Origin of the sequence: Rahnella sp. GSA61A (genome assembly GCF_019969905.1) — a bacterium.
Taxonomy (GTDB): Bacteria; Pseudomonadota; Gammaproteobacteria; order Enterobacterales; family Enterobacteriaceae; genus Rahnella; species Rahnella aceris.
This window is the reverse complement of record NZ_JAHXYO010000017.1, coordinates 55,075-73,159: the sequence shown is the minus strand read 5'-3', so window position 1 is coordinate 73,159 and position 18,085 is coordinate 55,075. Positions and strand designations below refer to the sequence as shown.

Genomic DNA, 18,085 nt, shown 5'->3' with positions numbered 1-18,085 from the left:
GTGCGTGTCGCAGTTACCCTACAAAAAGTATTGAGGATTTAAGATGGCGAAAATCATAGGCGGTTTAGCAGTTTCACATACCCCGACCATCGGTTTTGCGGTTGACCATAACAAGCAGGAAGAAAGCGCCTGGGCGCCGATTTTCGAGAGCTTTGCGCCGATGCAAAAATGGCTGGATGAGAAAAAACCGGACGTGCTGGTCTACATTTTCAACGACCACGTGACCTCGTTCTTCTTCGATCACTATTCCGCCTTTACGTTAGGTATCGACGAGCAGTATGAAGTGGCCGATGAAGGCGGCGGCCCGCGTGACCTGCCTGCGGTCAAAGGCCATGCGGCGCTGTCTCAGCATATCGGTGCCAGCCTGATGGCGGATGAATTCGATATGTCTTTCTTTCAGGATAAGCCGTTGGATCACGGTTTGTTCTCGCCGCTTTCCGCCCTGCTCCCGCATGAAGGCGGCTGGCCAACACAAATCGTTCCGCTGCAAATCGGCGTATTACAGTTCCCTATTCCCACCGCCCGCCGCTGCTACAAACTCGGTCAGGCGCTGCGCCGTGCGATTGAAAGTTTCCCGGAAGATTTAAACGTGGCGATTGTCGCCACCGGCGGCGTGTCGCATCAGGTTCACGGCGAACGCTGCGGGTTTAACAACCCGGACTGGGATGAGCAGTTTGTCGATATGATCGTCAACGACCCGGAACGTCTGACCGAAATAACGCTGGCTGAATTCGCCACGCTGGGCGGCATGGAAGGCGCGGAAGTGATCATGTGGCTGGTGATGCGCGGTGCGCTGTCAGCCAATGTGAAGAAACTGCATCAGGCTTATTACCTGCCGTCGATGACCGGTATCGCCACGCTGATCCTCGAAAATCAGTCGCGTGAAGCACCGTATGATGTGCAACAGCGCCAGCGTGACAAAATCGCGCAACAAATGGCGGGCGTTGAAAAGCTGCCGGGCACCTATCCGTTCACCCAGGCACGCAGTCTGAAAGCGTTGCGCATCAACCGTTTCCTGCACCGTCTGATCCAGCCTGCATGGCGTGAACGTTTTCTTACCGATCAACATGCGCTGTTTGCCGAAAACAAGCTGACGGACGAGGAACAGCAACTGCTGCGCGAACTCGACTGGCGCGGCATGATCCATTACGGCGTCAGTTTCTTTCTGCTGGAAAAACTCGGCGCGGTAGTCGGTGTGTCCAACTTACATATTTATTCCGCGATGCGGGGCGAAACGCTGGAAGAATTCCAGAAAACCCGCAATCAGCAAGTTCTCTATTCAGTAGCAGGTAAAGCGAAAGCATGACAATTTTTGAGCAACCCAAGATCGACACCCATCACCACGTGTTTGATCCGGCGCGCTTTCCGTACCTGCCGGACACGCCGTATCGTCCGGAAGGTCACGAGATTGGCACCACCGAGTATTACCGTGCCGTGATGCAGGCGTACAACATCCGCCACTCGCTGATTGTCGGCCCGACCTCGGGATATAACACCGACAGTGCGTGTCTGCTAGATGCGCTGCAAAAAGGCAACGGGCGCTTCAAAGGCATTACCGTGGTGCCGTTTGACATCGGCATTGAGCAGCTTGCAAACCTGAAAAATGCCGGTGTGGTCGGCATTGCCATGAACGTCGCGATGCTCGGCACGGAGTCGTTTTTGCATCTCGACGGCCTGATGGGGCGTCTTGCCGAACTGGATATGTTCGCCGCCATTCAGGTGCAAAACGATCAGCTTCTGGCGTTGTTGCCGCTGATTAACCGTACCCGCACGCGGCTGCTGATTGATCACTCAGGACGACCAGACGTTACGCAGGGGTTGCAACAACCGGCTTTTCAGGCACTGCTCAGCCTCGCTGACCAGCAAAGAACCTGGGTAAAACTGTCGGGCTTAGCGAAATTCAGCCGTCAGCCTTTCCCGTATCAGGACGGGCACGCCTACCAGCACGCCCTGCTGGATGCCTTCGGCGCGGAGCATTGCATGTGGGGTTCCGACTGGCCGTTCCTGCGGGCGGAGCACCGGATGGATCTCGGTACGTTACTGATGCTGGTCGGACAATTATTTCCTGATGAAAAGATCCGCCAGCAGATTTTGTGGCAGACCCCGAAAGATTTGTTTGGATTTACGGATTACTGAAAAAAGGCAGACACTGATGAACTACAACATTGCCGTATTCAACGGCCCGAATCTCAATTTACTGGGCACCCGTGAACCGGAAACCTACGGTCACGACACGCTGGCGACCATCGAAAAGCTTTGTCATCAGACTGGCGAAAACTGCGGCGCAAAAATCGAATTCTTCCAGACCAATCACGAAGGAGATCTGATTGACCGCATTCAGGCATGCCGTGGCAAAGTGGACGCGATTGTGCTCAACGCCGCTGCCTGGACGCACACTTCAGTAGCTATTCGTGACGCCGTGACCGCCGTCAGCCTGCCGCTGTACGAAGTGCATATCACCAACGTGCATAAACGCGACGCCTTCCGCCACCATTCATTCCTTTCCGACGTTGCCGTCGGCGTAATCTGCGGTTTTGGCATTCAGGGCTATGAATATGCGATCAGACAGGCTGTGGTGAATCTGAATAAATAAAGCAGATTTTTGGAAAAAAACTTAAATAATATAAGGATTCAGAGTGTGAATCCTTATATTTCAGGCATGTTATTCAGCAGATTTTCGAATACCAATACAGCAGACTGCCAGCGACATGACAAACAATGTTGCTGTCTGATCATAAAGAATCACTGAATCCGTCAGTCCGGTAACGAATAAAGCAATAAATGGTAGCACCATGCCTTTAATATTAACTTTCCTCACCCACCCATAGATTAAAACCAGATAAGGCAGCAATAAGGAAAACGTTCCTAATAATCCCTGAAGTGTAGTGACCTCAAGAAATTCGTTGTGCATATTATATTGAACATTGGTATAGCCTTCCGTGTTTTCCGGATGATGCGTTTTGATAAACGCTCTGGCCAACGTGGTTCTCTCATCAGGCGTAGTAAAACCAATATGGTGATGTAACAGGTATATACCACTTTGCCAGATCGCCACCCTGGCCCCCAGTGATGTTGAACTTTGTACATCATATTTCTGGATATCATTAATACCCTGGGCCCAGCGATGCCCGGTGATGCCTAAAATCGCCACAATAGCGAGCACGACCAACCCCGCCATCTGCCAATTTTTTCTTAAGTCTATTTTATACTCTAAAAATATAAAGGTAAGCTTAAGGAATATGAGAGCGAGAATGGTAATTCTTGTCCCACATAAATACAGGAGGATAAAGGTCAGTATAAAAGCCCCTAGATCCACACATTTTGAATAACGATGATTTTCTAACCGGCTTAACCCCAGATAAGCCGCGTATATGAAAATAATCATATAAGAGGACATTGACGATGCATCAGTCGTCAGTTTTATCCGGTCATTCACGGTATAAAAATGTTCATGTAACCCGAAGCCCAGCGTAACAATCAACCCCAGCACGATTATTACTTTACTTAAGAATATAGTTTTTTGAGTTGTCAGCGAACCATACACAGAAAGACATAAGATGACAAAAGCACCCAGCAGGATCCTTTTGCTCCCTACTAAATAATTGTTAATGATGCCTGCGCTCGTCGGCGAGGGATCTATGCCATTATGCTTTAGCATCATTGCCCAGACAAAACGGACTGCGGCTAAAAAAAACAATGAAAAGAACATCACCAGATAAAAATGTTCATTCTTAAATGAGATATCCTTTTTGTAAATAGCATATAAAGTGGTAAAAAAACTGACGTAAGAAACAACATAGAATATTTTTTGTGGCCATCCGGTAATAAACATGCTCAATGAAAGTGAAATGCAAAGAGCAATAACTGATGCATTAACAATTATTTTCAAAGGAGCTGTAGCAGATTTGCTATTCATCTTTTCCCTCAGCAATCTTATTAAGAATATTCTTAAAATTATTCATATACGCATCTTCGTAAAACTTCCCGATACTTTCCTTTATCACGGCCTGCTCTGGCAATACCCGATCACTGCCTATTTTATTAATGATTTGAGAAAGCGTAATAATGTCATTTTGCGGATAAAGTTGCCCATTAATATTGTTTTCAATTATTTCTGACGGACCGCTGATACAATCAGAGGAGACGCAATATATTCCCCGGGATATCGCTTCCAGCAGCACAAGCGGGAAGCCTTCGAAATTAGACGTCATGACCAGGCAAGTGACTTCTTTGATATTATTTTCGACATATTCCCAGGGGTCACTTTGCCATCCATGCCAGGTAATCTGATCAGAAATCCCCGACTGTTGCGTATAAGATTGACATATGGCCAAATCTTCACCATCTCCCACGATATCTAATGACCAGCGGACATTGACCCGGGCAAGCGCATCAAAGAGATCTTTTAACTGCTTTTGTCTTTCAAAATGTATTCTGCCGATGTAGAGGATTCTGAGCGACTCGGGTCTTAAAATAACCGTATCCGTTTTTTTCACGGGGTTAAAAATCACATCGACGTTATTTTTGTCGACACCCAACTCTGTCAGTTGATTTTTTATTTCATCGCTGATCGCAAAATGATGTTCTGCTGATAACAGATAATGCGGGCGATACCGCTCCCGGGGTGGAAGATGCATCCATGTGGATAAAACAGTCTTATGCGCAGAAAAGGTAATTGCACGACGTGCCATTAAGCTGGGTATTGTATTAAGTGTAATGACATGTTCTGGTTTATATTTTCTGATAAATAAGAGAAGCCGCAGAGTATGTATGAAGTTTTTTACTTTTTTATTTCGTAGTGTGCAGACACTTTCAAATAGCACGGCATTATCGAGCCAGGATTTTGAGTACGTCTTTTCACCACTATTGATGACGAAAAAACCCGCCTCAAACTCTTCACTCTTTTTGAGTGCTGATATTACCTGGCTGGTCACGTTTTCCATGCCGCCACGCCCGATAAGTAAATCTGTCACAAGCACTATTTTCTTTTTATTAATAACTTCTTTTTCTTTAGTTATCATAGTCCAGTCTCTTCACAGCCCTCAAACCGCGAGAGCAATATTCAACCTTTATTTCTCAACACATATTTATACAAGGTTTATCAAAAAACAGGCATTCCCTTCACAAGGGCGGACATCTTACCTTAAAATGACAGGCCATTCATGTACAAAACAGACACAAACGTAACCTTGTCTTAAAAATTAGAGAATTCCCAATACTGACAGGGCCTGTAAAACGAGGGCGATCTGATACAGGTATTTTGTTTATACAACGAACCGGAATTCATCCTGTTTGTATTAAGGATAATAATGACCCAAAACCCAAAGCACATAACAACATCGTTCATATTTCACACACGATAATTACCCGTAATCAAAATTTTCATATGAAAATGGGGTTGCCACACACTTTTCTGATCTCCATCACCAGCGCCTCTGCGGCAGGTGAAAGCAGACTTCCGGCGCGGAAGGTCAGGCCAATGGCGCGGTGCGTATCGGCCAGATCCAGCGGCAGTTTAACCAGTTCGCCGGATTCAAGCTCATGCTCAAGCTGGCGGGCTGATACTGCTGCCAGCATGTCCGAACCGAGCAGCAGCCCACGCACAATCCCCAGATCACCGCTTTCCACCACCGGGTCCGGCGGCGGCATCCCCATGGCGGCAAAACTGTTATCCAGCAGGTGTCTTGCCGGGGTTTCAGCACGCGGCAACACCCAGCGCGCCTCGCGCAGAGTTTCCTGCGTGACATTTTCTGCCAGCAACGGATGTCCTTTTCTCGCCAGAATCACCATGCTTTCGGTAAACAATGTTTCTGTTGCCATATCAGCCGCATAATCACGGGATCTCAGCGCGCCAAAAATAAAGTCCACTTCGCCGGACCGCAGCTCGGACGCCAGTGCGCTGAAGGCACTTTCGTTGGTCACCACTTTCACGCCGCTGTAGCGCTGCGTCAGGCCGATAATCGCCTGCGGCAGTAAGCGCGTGCGCCCGAGTGGCAAAGCGCCAACCTGCACAGTGCCTTCCAGCACACCGCGACGGGCGGCAATGTCGGCGGGAATATGACGCAATTCATTAAGCGCACGACGCAGGTTCGGCACGATATCCTGCCCCGCAAGTGAAGGCATCATGCCGTGCGGTGTGCGTTCCAGCAGCGCAACACCGGCACCGTTTTCCAGTACTTTCAGCGCAGCACTGACCGCGGGCTGGCTGAGGCCGAGCAGCGTGGCGACCGTCTGCATATGCCGGGTTTTACACAGAGAGATAAAAATTTGCAGACGCCGGACGTTAAACAGATACAGCGGTTCGGTATCCCCGCGCCTTTGCCCGCTTTTGCCCTGTAATTTCGCCAGCTGCGAGGGGATCTGCCGCAATTCGGCAATCGCCCGTCGCGCACGCGGCAGCACGCATTTACCGAAATCCGTCAGTAGCATGCCGTTGGCGTGACGTTCAAACAGCGGAACATCGAGGGACTGTTCCAGATCCCGTATCGCCCGTGTTACCGCAGATTGTGTGCGGTACAGTTCATCAGCCGCGCGGGATACACTTCCCTGGTCGACCACCTGACAAAATGCTCTGATTTGCATCAGGTTACTCAACATCTGCGACTGTGCCATCCCCTTCTCCCTTCAGCATTTTTTGCGTGACCTTTCCCTGCAATATAAATAAAACGCATACCCCATGCAATCAAATGAATTACCCGTCGCAGACACAGACTGACAGCATGGAACTCAGACATTTTGAGAACAAAAACCAAGGACATCTCCATGACTCAGCCCAAAAAAGAGAACACTAAAAGTGCATTAGTCGTCAGTGCCCACTCTGCCGATTTCGTCTGGCGTGCGGGCGGTGCCATCGCCAGACATACTCAGGCCGGTTACGCCGTGCACATCGTTTGCCTGTCGTTTGGTGAACGCGGTGAGTCTGCCAAACTGTGGCGCAAAGGCAATATGACCGAAGAAGTCGTGAAAGCATCACGCCGCGAAGAAGCCATGGCCGCCGCCGAAATCCTCGGGGCCAGTGTCGAGTTTTTCGATATGGGCGATTATCCGCTGCGCGCCGACAAGGAATCGTTGTTCCGTCTGGCCGATGTTTACCGCCGCGTACAGCCGCATTTTGTGCTGACCCATTCGCTGAAAGACCCGTACAACTACGATCACCCGATGGCGACGCATCTGGCACAGGAAGCGCGGATTATCGCGCAGGCAGAAGGCTATAAGCCGGGCGAAACCATTGTCGGTGCACCGCCGGTTTACTGTTTTGAACCACATCAGCCGGAACAGTGCGACTGGAAACCCGATGTTCTGCTCGATATCACTGATGTCTGGGACAAGAAATATCAGGCCATTCAATGCATGGCCGGTCAGGAACATCTGTGGGAATACTATACCCGCGTCGCCCAACAGCGCGGCGTGCAGGCCAAACGTAACGTCGGGATCACCAGCACCAAAAACATCGTTTACGGCGAAGGCTATCAGAGCCTCTTCCCGCGAGTGACGGAGGATTTAGCATGAGTCTGGTCGGCAAAAAAGGCGTCGTGATTCGCCATATTCCACGGGCAAATAAAGCAGATGTGTCGGCACTGGCGGGTTTTGGCGTGGCGACGGTACATGAAGCGCAGGGTCGCAAAGGCTTGCTGGATGCGGGCATCCGTCCGATACAGCAGGATTGTGCGATTTCCGGCAGCGCCGTCACCGTGCTCACCGCACCGGGCGATAACTGGATGTTCCACGTCGCAGTCGAACAATGTCAGCCGGGCGATATTCTGGTGGTTGCGCCAACCTCGCCATGTTCTGACGGCTTCTTCGGCGATTTGCTGGCAACGTCACTGAAAGCGCGCGGCGTGGTCGGGCTGGTTGCCGATCTCGGCGTGCGTGATACCAAAACGCTGCGCGATATGGGTTTCCGCGTCTGGTCACGGGCCGTTCACGCGCAGGGTACGATCAAAGAAACGCTCGGCTCCGTGAACGTGCCGGTTGTCTGCGCCGGACAGTTAGTGAATCCGGGCGATGCCATTGTGGCCGATGATGACGGCGTTGTGGTCATCCCCCGCGAAGAGGTCGCGCAAGTGGCACAGGCCAGCCGTGAGCGTGAAGCGCTGGAAGAAAGTAAACGTGCCAGGATGGCTGACGGTGAACTCGGATTGGATATCTACAATATGCGCCCGCGTCTGGCAGAAAAAGGCCTGAAGTATTTCGATTCGCTGGAAGAACTGGAAAATGCCGCAAGGCGCTGAGGAGCCGATATGCCGCAGACCCGAATCCCCTGCCTGCTGATGCGCGGCGGGACGTCAAAAGGCGCATTTTTTCTGGCGGACGATTTACCGCACGAGCAGGCCTTACGCGACAATGTGCTGCTGGCGGCGATGGGTTCCCCCGATCCGCGCCAGATTGATGGCCTTGGCGGCGCCGATCCGCTGACCAGCAAAGTGGCGATTATCCGCCCTTCGGCACGCCCTGACGCCGACGTCGATTATCTTTTTGCGCAGGTTAATGTCGATAAAGCCGTGGTGGATTACGGACAAAACTGCGGCAATATCCTGGCTGCCGTCGGCCCGTTCGCCATTGAAAGGCAACTGCTGAGCGCGGTTGAAGGGATTACCCCGGTGCGGATCTTCATGGAAAACACCGGCCAGATTGCGACCGCGCATGTGCCGGTAAAAGAGGGTCAGGTGTGCTATCAGGGTGAGTTGCGCATCGACGGCGTACCGGGCACCGCGGCCAAAATCAGCGTGGAATTTGCCAATATCGCCGGTTCCAGTTGCGGCGCGTTGCTGCCAACCGGTAACGCCCGCGACACGTTCGACGGTATCGACGTCACCTGCATCGACAACGGCATGCCGGTTATTCTGCTGCGCGCCGCCGATTTCGGGCGCAGTGGTTATGAAAGCCGTGAACAGCTGGATGCAGACACGGAGCTGAAAAAAGGCCTCGAATCCATCCGCTTACAGGCGGGCCCGAAAATGAAACTCGGCGATGTCACGCAGCGCACCGTGCCAAAAATGACATTAATTGCCGAACCGCGAAATGGCGGTGCCATCTCCAGCCGGACGTTTATTCCGCATCGCTGCCACGCCTCGATTGGCGTACTCGGCGCGGTCAGCGTCGCCAGCGCCTGCCTGATCCCCGGCAGCATCACCGAAGGGCTGGCACATACGCCGTCCGGCAACACGCCTTTAATCAGCGTGGAACATCCGGCCGGGGAATTCAGCGTGGAATTACAACTCGATCCGACAAAAACAGGGGCAGAACGGCTGGCTGGCTGTGCCCTGTTACGTACCGCAAGGCTGATTTTTGAAGGCCGTGTCGCCATCCCCGCCAGCGTCTGGGACGGTCATCAGGACGATCAACAGGGATCTCATCATGAATAACGTGACCCGCATTACCCTCATCGGCCTCGGCGAAGTGGGCACCATTCTGGCAACGGATCTGAAAAAGCAAAATCCGGCACCGGATATCGTGGCGTTTGATAAGCTGACAGATTCAGCGGTTATCCGGCAGCGCGCCCGTGACGCCGGAGTGCATTTTGCGCCGTCACTGGAAGACGCCGTGAAAGGCAGTCAGATCATTTTCTCCGCTGTGACCGCCGCCGAAGCGTTGAATGTAGCCGGTGCCGTCGCCCGGCATCTCGCACCCGGTCAGTTCTTTCTCGATCTGAATTCAGTTTCGCCGCACACCAAACGCGAAGCGATGGCGCTGATTGAGCAGGCGTGTGGCAATTACATTGATGTCGCCGTCATGGCCCCCTATCCGCCTGCAAGGCTGAAAACCCCGTTACTGCTGGGCGGCACACATGTTTACGCGATCAATGAATGGCTGAATGAAACCGGATTTAACAGCAAAGTTCACAGCAACACCGTCGGAGAAGCCTCGGCGATAAAAATGTGCCGCAGTGTGATGATAAAAGGCCTGGAAGCGCTGACCGCCGAATGTCTGAGTGCCGCACGTCAGTACGGCGTCGAGAAAGAAGTGCTCGCCTCGTTGCACGCCAGCTTTCCGTCACTGGGCTGGGACGGACCGTTTCCGCATTATCTTATCAGCCGCATCGCTGAACACGGCAAGCGCCGCGCCGAGGAAATGCGTGAAGTGGTGAAAACACTGGAAGACGTCGGCGTCGCGCCCAACCTGAGCCGGGGAACCGTACTTGCCCAGCAGGGGCTGGTGGATGCGCTGGCCGCGAAGGGGGTCAGATATACGGATCTGGAGCCGTTTGACTGGGGGAGGACAGTAGATCTTTTACGAAAATAAGTTGTCCCTTTCTCACCTGACCGGAGGAGAAAACCGGTCAACTCCCTCCCCTGCGAAGGGGAGGGTTGGGGTGGGGTATTACAGAGAAATCATAGCGTTGAAGTTTGCTTTGGCACGTTTTTACCCGGCGGATACTTCAACAATCGTTTCGCCATTAATACCCCCTCCCCGCCTCCCCCTTCGCAGGGGGAGGAGCTAAAACCAAACTCTGGTCAGATTTAACTGGCGTGCTTCCTTCCCTTCGCAGGGGAGGAGCTAAAAACTACACCCGCTCCGGCATAACCCGATGACACCTCGCCACCACGCCGCCCACCCCATGCACAAGATCCTGCGGCATCTGACAACCATCCCCGGCCAGCGGACAACGTTCGCGGAAGTAACATCCCATCGGCAGGTTACGGTTGCTGGGTAATTCACCTTTCTTATCGACTATCCCTTCATCAAGCTGACGACCGGCGCGGGGAACCGAATCCAGCAGCAGACGGGTGTAAGGATGTTGCGGTTCGGACAATACGTTTTCCGCAGTGCCCAGTTCCACAATTTGCCCGAGATACATCACCGCCACGCGGTCACTCATGTGGCGAACAACCGACACATTGTGAGAAATCAGCACATAAGTCAGGTTGCGCTGGCGTTGCAGTTCCACCAGCAAATTGAGGATTTGCGCCTGCACTGAAATATCCAGCGCCGAGGTCGGCTCATCCAGCACGATGATGTCTGGCTCTGAAGACAGCGCACGGGCGATAGAAATACGCTGACGCTGACCGCCGGAAAACTCATGCGGCAGACGGTCGAGGTATTCCCTGCGGATCCCCACCTGCTCTGCCAGCGTCGCAGCCAGTTCACGACGCTCGCGGCTGCTGTTGTGTTTTTGCACGAACACCGGTTCGGTGATGATCCGCCAGACCGGCAGACGCGGATCCAGCGACGATTGCGGGTCCTGAAACACCATTTGCATACCGGAGCCGAACCAGGAATTGTCATGGCGTGCGCGGTGCACTTCTCCGCTGCTCGGCTTCTGTAAGCCCATCAGCAACTGCGCCAGCGTACTTTTCCCGCAGCCGGATTCCCCGACAATGCCTAACGTTTCGCCGCGAATAATATTCAGATCCAGCCCGTTCAGCGCGTGCACATAACTGGTGGGTTTGCCGCGCCAGTTATAACTGGCGGGGAACCGCACGCGCACATCCTGCAACTCTACCAGTGCCTCAGCCATCATCAGGAATGCTCCTCAATGCGTTGAATGTGGATTTCGCCGGCATAACGCTGCGGATGCCAGCAGGCAACAGATTGCTGCGGAAAATACGGCAACGAGGCCAGCGCCGGTGTCGCGATGCAGCGGTCATCGGCATGATTGCAGCGGCCACGAAACGCACAGCCCTGCGGCAGTTTTGCCAGATTCGGTACCGTGCCGGGTATGGCTTTCAGCAGACTGCGCGGCTCGCCGTTTTCCGGTGCCGCCTGTAATAATCCGATGGAATAGGGATGCGATGGCGTTTCAATTACATCCGCCGTGTTGCCGCTTTCAATCACATGTCCGGCGTACATCACGTACACCCGGTCGCACAACTGGGACACCACCGCCATATCGTGGGTGATAAATAACACGGCGGTTCCGCTGGCACGGGCTTTGCGCTGGAGCAAACGCAAAACCTGACGCTGCACCGTAACATCCAGCGCCGTGGTCGGTTCATCGGCGATAATCAGCTCCGGCTCGCAGGAAAATGCCATGGCGATCAGCACACGCTGACGCATACCACCGGAGAGTTCGAACGGATAACGTGACATCACCTGCTCCGCATCGGCAATCTGCATGTCCTGCAGCAGGCCGATGGCTTTTTGCCACGCCTGTGCCTTGCTGAGTTTTTGGTGCAGACAAATGACTTCGCACATCTGACGGCCAATTTTACGCGTCGGATTCAGGGCGTTCATCGGCTCCTGGAAAATCATCGCCACGCGCGCGCCGCGCAATGTGCGCATCTGCTCCTCACTGGCGTGAATCACGTCGGTGCCGAGCATGCGTAACGCACCGCCGGTCACGGTAAAACCGTCAGGTGGCAGCAGGCGCATCGCCATCATCGCCGTGACCGATTTGCCTGAGCCGGATTCACCGACCACGCCGACGATTTCGCCAGCGTTCACTGAAAGCGACACCTGATTCAGCGCTTTCACTTCTCCGCCGTAAACCGGAAAGACCAGTTGCAGATTGTCGATTTCCAGTACCGGCGCCTGGGATTGTTCAGTCATCTCAGCGCCCTCTGCTTTTCGGATCCAGCAGGTCGCGCAGACCGTCGCCGAACAGGTTAAAACCGGTGGCGGTAATCAGAATTGCCACACCTGGAAAGGCTGAATACCACCATTGATCGAGAATATAATTGCGGCCGTTGGAGACCATCGCGCCCCACTCTGCGGTCGGTTGTTGAGCGCCCAGGCCGATGAACCCTAACGTTGCCGCCATCAGAATCGAGGTACCGATATCCAGAGAAGCCTGCACCACCAGCGGCGGCATCACATTGCGCAGCACGTGCCAGGTAATGAGATGCCAGCGTGACGCGCCGAACGTCCGCGTAGCCTGCATATAAGCCTGATGACGCAGCATCAGCGTCTGACCGCGCGCCAGCCGCACATAAAACGGAATGCGCACCACCGCAATCGCCAGCATGGCGTTAAACAAACTCGGCCCGAGCGCGGCGGCCAGCGCCATGGTTAATACCAGCGACGGCACCGACAGCATGATGTCCATACAGCGCATAATCAGCGCATCCACCACACCGCCGACCACGCCGGAAAAACAGCCAAGCAACGAGCCTGTCGTGCCCGCGATGATCACCACCGCCAGCCCGGCGGCTACGGATTGCTGGCTACCTATCAGCACACGACTGAACAGATCCCGCCCGACTTCATCAGTCCCAAACCAGTGCAGCGCGGAAGGTGCCTGCAAGCGGTCAGTCAGGCTGATGGCGTTAGGATCGTGCGGCACCAGCCACGGCGAAAAGATCATGATGAAAAGCACAATCAGCATGATCGCCAGCCCTAACATCGTCAGCGGACTGCGGCTCAGCAGATAGAATGTGCGCCGCCAGTTGGCAAAGCGCGGTTTGACATCTGGCGCCACGATGTCGGCCCGAGGATTATTGACGCCCGGTTCAATCACAGACATTGGCTCACCCCTCACGGCCGATGCGCGGATCGATCCACACATACAGTAAATCGACGCATAAATTGACGATGACGTAGGCAAACGACACCACCACCGCAAAACCCATCACCGCCGGGAAATCCAGCGCCTGAATCGAATTCACCACGTACGCGCCCATACCCGGCCAGGCAAACACCGTTTCGGTCAGCACCGCGCCATACAACAAATCGCCCATCGCCAGCCCAAGCACGGTGACCGACGGGATCAGCGCGTTCGGCAAGGCGTGGCTCAGGATCACCCGCCAGCGTGACAACCCGTTAGCCCGCGCCGTCCGAATGTAGTCTTCACTCAGTTGCTCAAGCATCGCCGAGCGAATTTGCCGCGCCACGATCCCCATGTGTACAAACGCCAGCGTCAGCGCAGGCATCGCCAGATGTTGCAGGCTGTTCCAGAAGGCGTCCCGGTTACCGGTCAGCAGGGAATCGAGCACATAAAAGCCGGTGATATTGGCGGGCGGATCCATCCAGTCATCCAGCCTTCCGCCGCCCGGCAGCAGGTTCAGATGCCCGTAGAACAGGATGATGACGCCCAGTCCCAGCCAGAACGCAGGCGTGGAAATGCCGAGCACGGAAAGCAGACGCACCAGATGATCCGGAAATTTATTGCGGTACACCGCCGACAACACGCCCAGCGGAATGCCGAGCACAATCGCCAGAAACAGTGCGCTGACCGCCAGTTCCAGGGTCGCCGGGAAGAACGCTTTCAGGTCTTCGAGTACCGGACGACCGGTACGGATCGACGTGCCCAAATCGCCGTGCAACAAATCGCTGACGTAACGGAAAAACTGCACGTAAAGCGGCTGATTCAGCCCCAGTTGCTCACGGATATGTTCGACCATTTCATTGCTTGCACGATCGCCCGCCAGCAGCCGCGCCGGATCACCCGGGATCATATGCGAGATGATAAAAGTAATGACGCACACGCCCGCCATCACCAGTATCAGACCCCAGCAGCGCTGGCGAATCAGAGTCCAAAAAGTCATAGTTTTTCCCCGTAAAACCCCTTTCAGGTCGTGAAAGGGGTTTTCGTGAATGATATTGCGGTTATTGCTTATGCATCTGACCAACATTGAAGACTTGCTCCAGCATCGGGTTGAAAACAAAGCCTTTGACGTCTTTGTTCATCGCCACCTGATAGTTTTTCTGGAACAAATACACGTATGCCGCTTCGTCGATAACGATTTTCTGCGCCTGCTGGTAATAGTCGGTGCGCTGTTTCTGATCGGTCACTGACACGGCTTTTTTCAGCAACGCATCAACGTCAGGATTTGAGTAGAAGGAACGGTTACCGGGCAGGCCTTTTTTGTCGGACTCAAACCAGTAGTTCATAAACATGTACGGGTCGGCGAAGTCCGGGCTCCAGTTACCAATTGAGATGTCGTAATCACCCTGCCCGATGCGGTCACGCATGGTGGCGTTAGCCAGTTTTTCCAGCTTCACGTTAATCCCGGCCTGGCCGAGGCTGGCCTGCACGGAAAGCGCGATGGATTCCCAGTTCGGATCGTTATCGGAATACAGGAAGTCCAGCGTCTGCGGCTTGTCTTTGACTTTCTCCAGGTCAGCTTTGGCCTGCGTCAGATCTAAGGTGTATTGCTTCGCCGTCGGGTCGAAACCCCACATGCCATCAGGAATTGGCCCGCGCATTTGTTTGGCGTTACCGCCGAGAATGCCTTTCACCATGCCCTGATAATCCACGGCAGAAGAAATTGCGCGGCGTAAATCCACCTGATTCAGCGGCGTTTTGCCGTTATTGAGATACAGATAGGTCACGCGCAACGACGGGAATTCTTCCACGGCGACTTTATTTTCTTTTTTCAGGGCAGCCAGCTGGTCCATCGGCAGGGAATCGGCAATGTCCAGATCCCCGCGCGACAGTTGCAGGCGGCGGGTGGCGCTTTCACCGATAATTTTCACGGTAACACGTTTAAAGGCTGGTTTTGCGCCGCTGTAATGCGGATTGGGCACCAGCACCAGTTGCTGACCTTTTTGCCAGCGATCGAGTTTATACGGGCCGGAACCGGCAGTATGTCCCGCCAGCCACGCCTTACCTTCATCGGCCGGATTGGCTTTGGCAATCGCCGGATTGACGATACCCGCGCCGTCATTCGCCAGTGTATAGAGGAATGGCGCGAACGGCGTTTTGAGCGTAAAGGTCACCGTCATCGGATCGACAACGGTCACCGTCATGTCTTTCGGGAAGGCTTCCGACGGCCCCTGACCGATTTTCATCAGTCGTTCGAACGACCATTTCACCGCATCGGCATTGACGTCGGAACCGTCATCAAATTTAGCGCCCGGCTTGAGTTTGAAGGTCCAGATCAGTTGATCCGGTGATGCCGTCCAGCTTGCCGCCAGATCCCCTTCAACCTGCGTCGAGCCTTTGCCGTCTTCGGTTTTATACTGCACCAGACGCTGATACGCCGGATACGTGACCGTCCAGTCGTTGTTGTCGATAGTCACCGCAGGATCCAACGTTTGCGGATCGGCTGCTTTACCAATCACCAGCATGTCTTTCGGCACGGCGGCCTGCGTGGCAAAACTTAAGCCTGACAAGGCGAGAAAAATGGCACCGGCGACCTGTGTTTTCGTATTTTTGCGGAACGTGTTGATTGCTGTGTTGCTCATCTGAGAACTCCTGGCTCTGTCAAAAAGTGATAAGAGACGTGCAATAATTACGCGGCATTAACCGGCGGATAGCAGCCGAACCGCTCTTCCAACAACGGATACGTTTTGGCATCCGGTAATTCAAAGTGCCACCACTCGCTGGTGATACCCTTAAAGCCCCCCGCCGCCATCACGGCGTTAAGCAGTAAGCGGTTACGCTGAATATGTGGCGGTAAATCGGGGTAAAACGGATGCGATACTTCGGTCATTTCATCGAAGCCCGCGCCCATATCCACCGCCTCACCCTGCTCATCCAGCAAGGTCAGATCCACCGCCACACCGCGGCTATGGTGCGAACCGAGTCTGATATCCACCACATAATCCGGATTCGGAAACGCCGCCCACAAACAGGCCTGCGCCGCCTGCGGCCGGTAAGCGTCATAGATTTTCAACGTGAATCCGGCCAGTTTCGCGACTTCGTTACAACGAACCAACGCCGACGCGGCATCGGGATGCAGCAGGCAGAGGGATTCGCGATAAATCGGCTGACCGGTCAGGTTATCGGCGGTGGCATATTTCAGGTCGATCACCGCATCGGGCAGAATTTCAGCCAGATCGATCAGGGCAACATCAGGTGTTTTCGTATTCATCAATAAATCTGTCCGCTGGTTTAGAAATTCAGGATTCAAATTGTCCGAGCTGTTTTTGCAGGATGCGGTTATTCGCCAGGCGCTGTTCTACATCGTGACCGCGCAGTTCGAGCACCGCCGAGCACAACAGATTGAACAGGCAGCTTAGCGGCGCCATCGAGTCCCAGAACTGGCCGGTGTCGGTTTTCACCTGCAATAAATCCACCGGATAATCGCGCGCCCACGGACAGTAAATGTCGGTGATCAGTGCCACGTTCAGGCCGCGTTCACAGGCAGCTTCGCAATAAGTTTGCGCCATCTTCGAATAGGCACGGGTGTCGGTCACTACCAGATAAGGCTGCGCGAATTCCGAATTCAGGGATTCGACATAGGTGCCGGAAAGCCCGTCGGCGAAATAGACTTTTGGCCGTAAGTACTCGAGATAACTGGAGAAGTTGTTGGCAATGCCGCGTACCGACTGGATACCGAGAATAAACACCGCCTCCGCATCGGCCAGACGGCGGCTGACCTGTGCAAAACTGTCAGTTTGCGCCAGCTGATACACGTGATTAATGGCTTCGAGTTCGAGCGTCAGCGACTGTTGCAACTTTTCCTGCTGCGGCTGTTTGCTGCGTTCGCGATAAGCGCCCAGACGGTCGGTAACCACCCACGGCTGATATGATGTGCCGCTTTGCAGGCGCAGCGTTTGCTTGAAGTGATCGAGATTGCGATAGCCGAGACTGCGCAGATATCGCCCGACAGAAATGCCACTGGTCGCCGCGCTGCGCGCAATGCTGTCCGCCGTTTCAAACGGGATCTGTGCAAGATTTGCCAGCAGATAGCTGGCAATGCGTTTGCCCGTGGGTGTCTGCCCGGCAAACGAGGCTTCGATTTGTTCAATCACATCCTGCGCTGGCTGCATCAGTTAATCCCCTGTTGCTTCATTGTCAAAAAGCTAGCCGTTGTTAGTAAAATAACAATGCACGGGGTGTGCCAGTTTCGAAATATGAGTGAAATTTGTGCAGCAGATCTGAATTTATGACGATTTTATGGCCGGTGGCTGGCAAAAAACTTGCAGAATAACGGCCAGAATAAAACTTACCGATACCCCCTGCACAACAATCAGGCAACTTGTGAATACTTTTAGTGCAATACAGACGTGAAAAGGCGTGACGTACAGAAAAATGGCAGAGGTTTTAATCACTTTGCCTTAATAGTCAACAAGTTGAATATTAAGAAAGCAGTCAGACAACTTTTTTCGTTAACCCTTTGACATGCCCACAGGCAGTCGCTATTATTCGCCCCGTTCCAACGATTCCTCTGTAGTTCAGTCGGTAGAACGGCGGACTGTTAATCCGTATGTCACTGGTTCGAGTCCAGTCAGAGGAGCCAAATTAGAAAATCCCGCTTAA

The 18,085-nt window shown here is 53.6% G+C and carries 17 protein-coding genes and 1 tRNA gene; 8 read left to right on the top strand and 10 right to left on the bottom strand.

Going from position 1 to position 18,085, the window contains the following annotated elements; translation table 11 throughout:
• Nucleotides 1-43 precede the first annotated feature (43 nt).
• The 3 genes from LC431_RS19495 to aroQ are packed head-to-tail and all read left to right on the top strand — an operon-like array spanning nucleotide 44 to nucleotide 2,593.
• The gene (locus LC431_RS19495) at nucleotides 44-1,306 is read left to right on the top strand and encodes a gallate dioxygenase (protein WP_223510189.1); all 1,263 of its coding nucleotides are present in this window, start codon (nucleotides 44-46) and stop codon (nucleotides 1,304-1,306) included.
• Nucleotides 1,303-2,136 (top strand): amidohydrolase, encoded by an 834-nt coding sequence (locus LC431_RS19490; RefSeq protein WP_223510188.1) that lies wholly within the window; start codon nucleotides 1,303-1,305, stop codon nucleotides 2,134-2,136. Before LC431_RS19495 ends, LC431_RS19490 begins: the two co-directional genes overlap by 4 nt.
• Before the next feature lie 16 nt (nucleotides 2,137-2,152).
• A complete protein-coding gene (gene aroQ, locus LC431_RS19485; RefSeq protein ID WP_015690079.1) occupies nucleotides 2,153-2,593 on the top strand; it encodes a type II 3-dehydroquinate dehydratase in 441 nt (146 codons plus the stop codon).
• Nucleotides 2,594-2,662: 69 nt separating this feature from the next.
• On the opposite strand, the gene LC431_RS19480 is transcribed toward aroQ, so the two are convergent.
• The 3 genes from LC431_RS19480 to LC431_RS19470 all read right to left on the bottom strand — a co-directional run bounded on the left by LC431_RS19480 (nucleotide 2,663) and on the right by LC431_RS19470 (nucleotide 6,612).
• A complete protein-coding gene (locus tag LC431_RS19480) occupies nucleotides 2,663-3,916 on the bottom strand; it encodes an O-antigen ligase (RefSeq protein ID WP_131637874.1) in 1,254 nt (417 codons plus the stop codon).
• Nucleotides 3,909-5,021 carry a glycosyltransferase gene (locus LC431_RS19475; protein WP_223510187.1) on the bottom strand — a complete coding sequence of 371 codons (1,113 nt, stop codon included), beginning with the start codon at nucleotides 5,019-5,021 and terminating at the stop codon, nucleotides 3,909-3,911. Before LC431_RS19475 ends, LC431_RS19480 begins: the two co-directional genes overlap by 8 nt.
• A gap of 361 nt (nucleotides 5,022-5,382) precedes the next feature.
• Entirely contained in the window at nucleotides 5,383-6,612 is a 1,230-nt protein-coding gene (locus LC431_RS19470; RefSeq protein ID WP_112198151.1) for a LysR family transcriptional regulator, read from the bottom strand.
• Nucleotides 6,613-6,762: 150 nt separating this feature from the next.
• Here LC431_RS19470 and galB point away from each other — a divergent pair, with 150 nt between their 5' ends.
• From galB to LC431_RS19450, 4 genes are read left to right on the top strand one after another with little or no spacing between them, the layout of a single operon-like run.
• Nucleotides 6,763-7,509: a 4-oxalmesaconate hydratase gene (gene galB / locus LC431_RS19465; RefSeq protein WP_013575973.1), complete on the top strand. Its 747-nt coding sequence runs from the start codon at nucleotides 6,763-6,765 to the stop codon at nucleotides 7,507-7,509.
• Nucleotides 7,506-8,231: a 4-carboxy-4-hydroxy-2-oxoadipate aldolase/oxaloacetate decarboxylase gene (locus tag LC431_RS19460; protein WP_131637880.1), complete on the top strand. Its 726-nt coding sequence runs from the start codon at nucleotides 7,506-7,508 to the stop codon at nucleotides 8,229-8,231. The genes galB and LC431_RS19460 overlap by 4 nt, the downstream gene beginning before the upstream one ends.
• A 9-nt stretch (nucleotides 8,232-8,240) precedes the next feature.
• Complete coding sequence (locus LC431_RS19455) at nucleotides 8,241-9,365, top strand: 4-oxalomesaconate tautomerase (RefSeq protein WP_223510186.1); 1,125 nt, start codon at nucleotides 8,241-8,243, stop codon at nucleotides 9,363-9,365.
• On the top strand, nucleotides 9,358-10,242 hold the full coding sequence (locus tag LC431_RS19450; RefSeq protein ID WP_223510185.1) for an NAD(P)-dependent oxidoreductase: 885 nt from the start codon (nucleotides 9,358-9,360) through the stop codon (nucleotides 10,240-10,242). Before LC431_RS19455 ends, LC431_RS19450 begins: the two co-directional genes overlap by 8 nt.
• Before the next feature lie 262 nt (nucleotides 10,243-10,504).
• Here LC431_RS19450 and LC431_RS19445 read toward each other — a convergent pair whose 3' ends face one another.
• The 7 genes from LC431_RS19445 to LC431_RS19415 form a co-directional block, all read right to left on the bottom strand.
• Entirely contained in the window at nucleotides 10,505-11,461 is a 957-nt protein-coding gene (locus LC431_RS19445; protein WP_223510184.1) for an ABC transporter ATP-binding protein, read from the bottom strand.
• Nucleotides 11,461-12,489: an ABC transporter ATP-binding protein gene (locus tag LC431_RS19440; protein ID WP_112152524.1), complete on the bottom strand. Its 1,029-nt coding sequence runs from the start codon at nucleotides 12,487-12,489 to the stop codon at nucleotides 11,461-11,463. Before LC431_RS19440 ends, LC431_RS19445 begins: the two co-directional genes overlap by 1 nt.
• 1 nt (nucleotide 12,490) lies before the next feature.
• Nucleotides 12,491-13,402 (bottom strand): D,D-dipeptide ABC transporter permease, encoded by a 912-nt coding sequence (gene ddpC, locus LC431_RS19435; protein WP_112152523.1) that lies wholly within the window; start codon nucleotides 13,400-13,402, stop codon nucleotides 12,491-12,493.
• A 4-nt stretch (nucleotides 13,403-13,406) separates the two neighbouring features.
• Nucleotides 13,407-14,423 carry an ABC transporter permease gene (locus LC431_RS19430; protein ID WP_015690085.1) on the bottom strand — a complete coding sequence of 339 codons (1,017 nt, stop codon included), beginning with the start codon at nucleotides 14,421-14,423 and terminating at the stop codon, nucleotides 13,407-13,409.
• 61 nt (nucleotides 14,424-14,484) lie between these two features.
• Complete coding sequence (locus LC431_RS19425) at nucleotides 14,485-16,065, bottom strand: ABC transporter substrate-binding protein (protein WP_013575981.1); 1,581 nt, start codon at nucleotides 16,063-16,065, stop codon at nucleotides 14,485-14,487.
• A 47-nt stretch (nucleotides 16,066-16,112) separates the two neighbouring features.
• Nucleotides 16,113-16,694, bottom strand: coding sequence for a D-alanyl-D-alanine dipeptidase (gene ddpX / locus LC431_RS19420; protein ID WP_013575982.1), 582 nt, complete (start codon nucleotides 16,692-16,694; stop codon nucleotides 16,113-16,115).
• A 28-nt stretch (nucleotides 16,695-16,722) separates the two neighbouring features.
• A complete protein-coding gene (locus tag LC431_RS19415) occupies nucleotides 16,723-17,595 on the bottom strand; it encodes a MurR/RpiR family transcriptional regulator (RefSeq protein WP_013575983.1) in 873 nt (290 codons plus the stop codon).
• Nucleotides 17,596-17,989: 394 nt separating this feature from the next.
• Between LC431_RS19415 and LC431_RS19410 the strand changes: the two genes are divergently transcribed.
• Nucleotides 17,990-18,065 (top strand) — tRNA-Asn (locus tag LC431_RS19410).
• The last annotated feature ends 20 nt before the right edge of the window (nucleotides 18,066-18,085 follow it).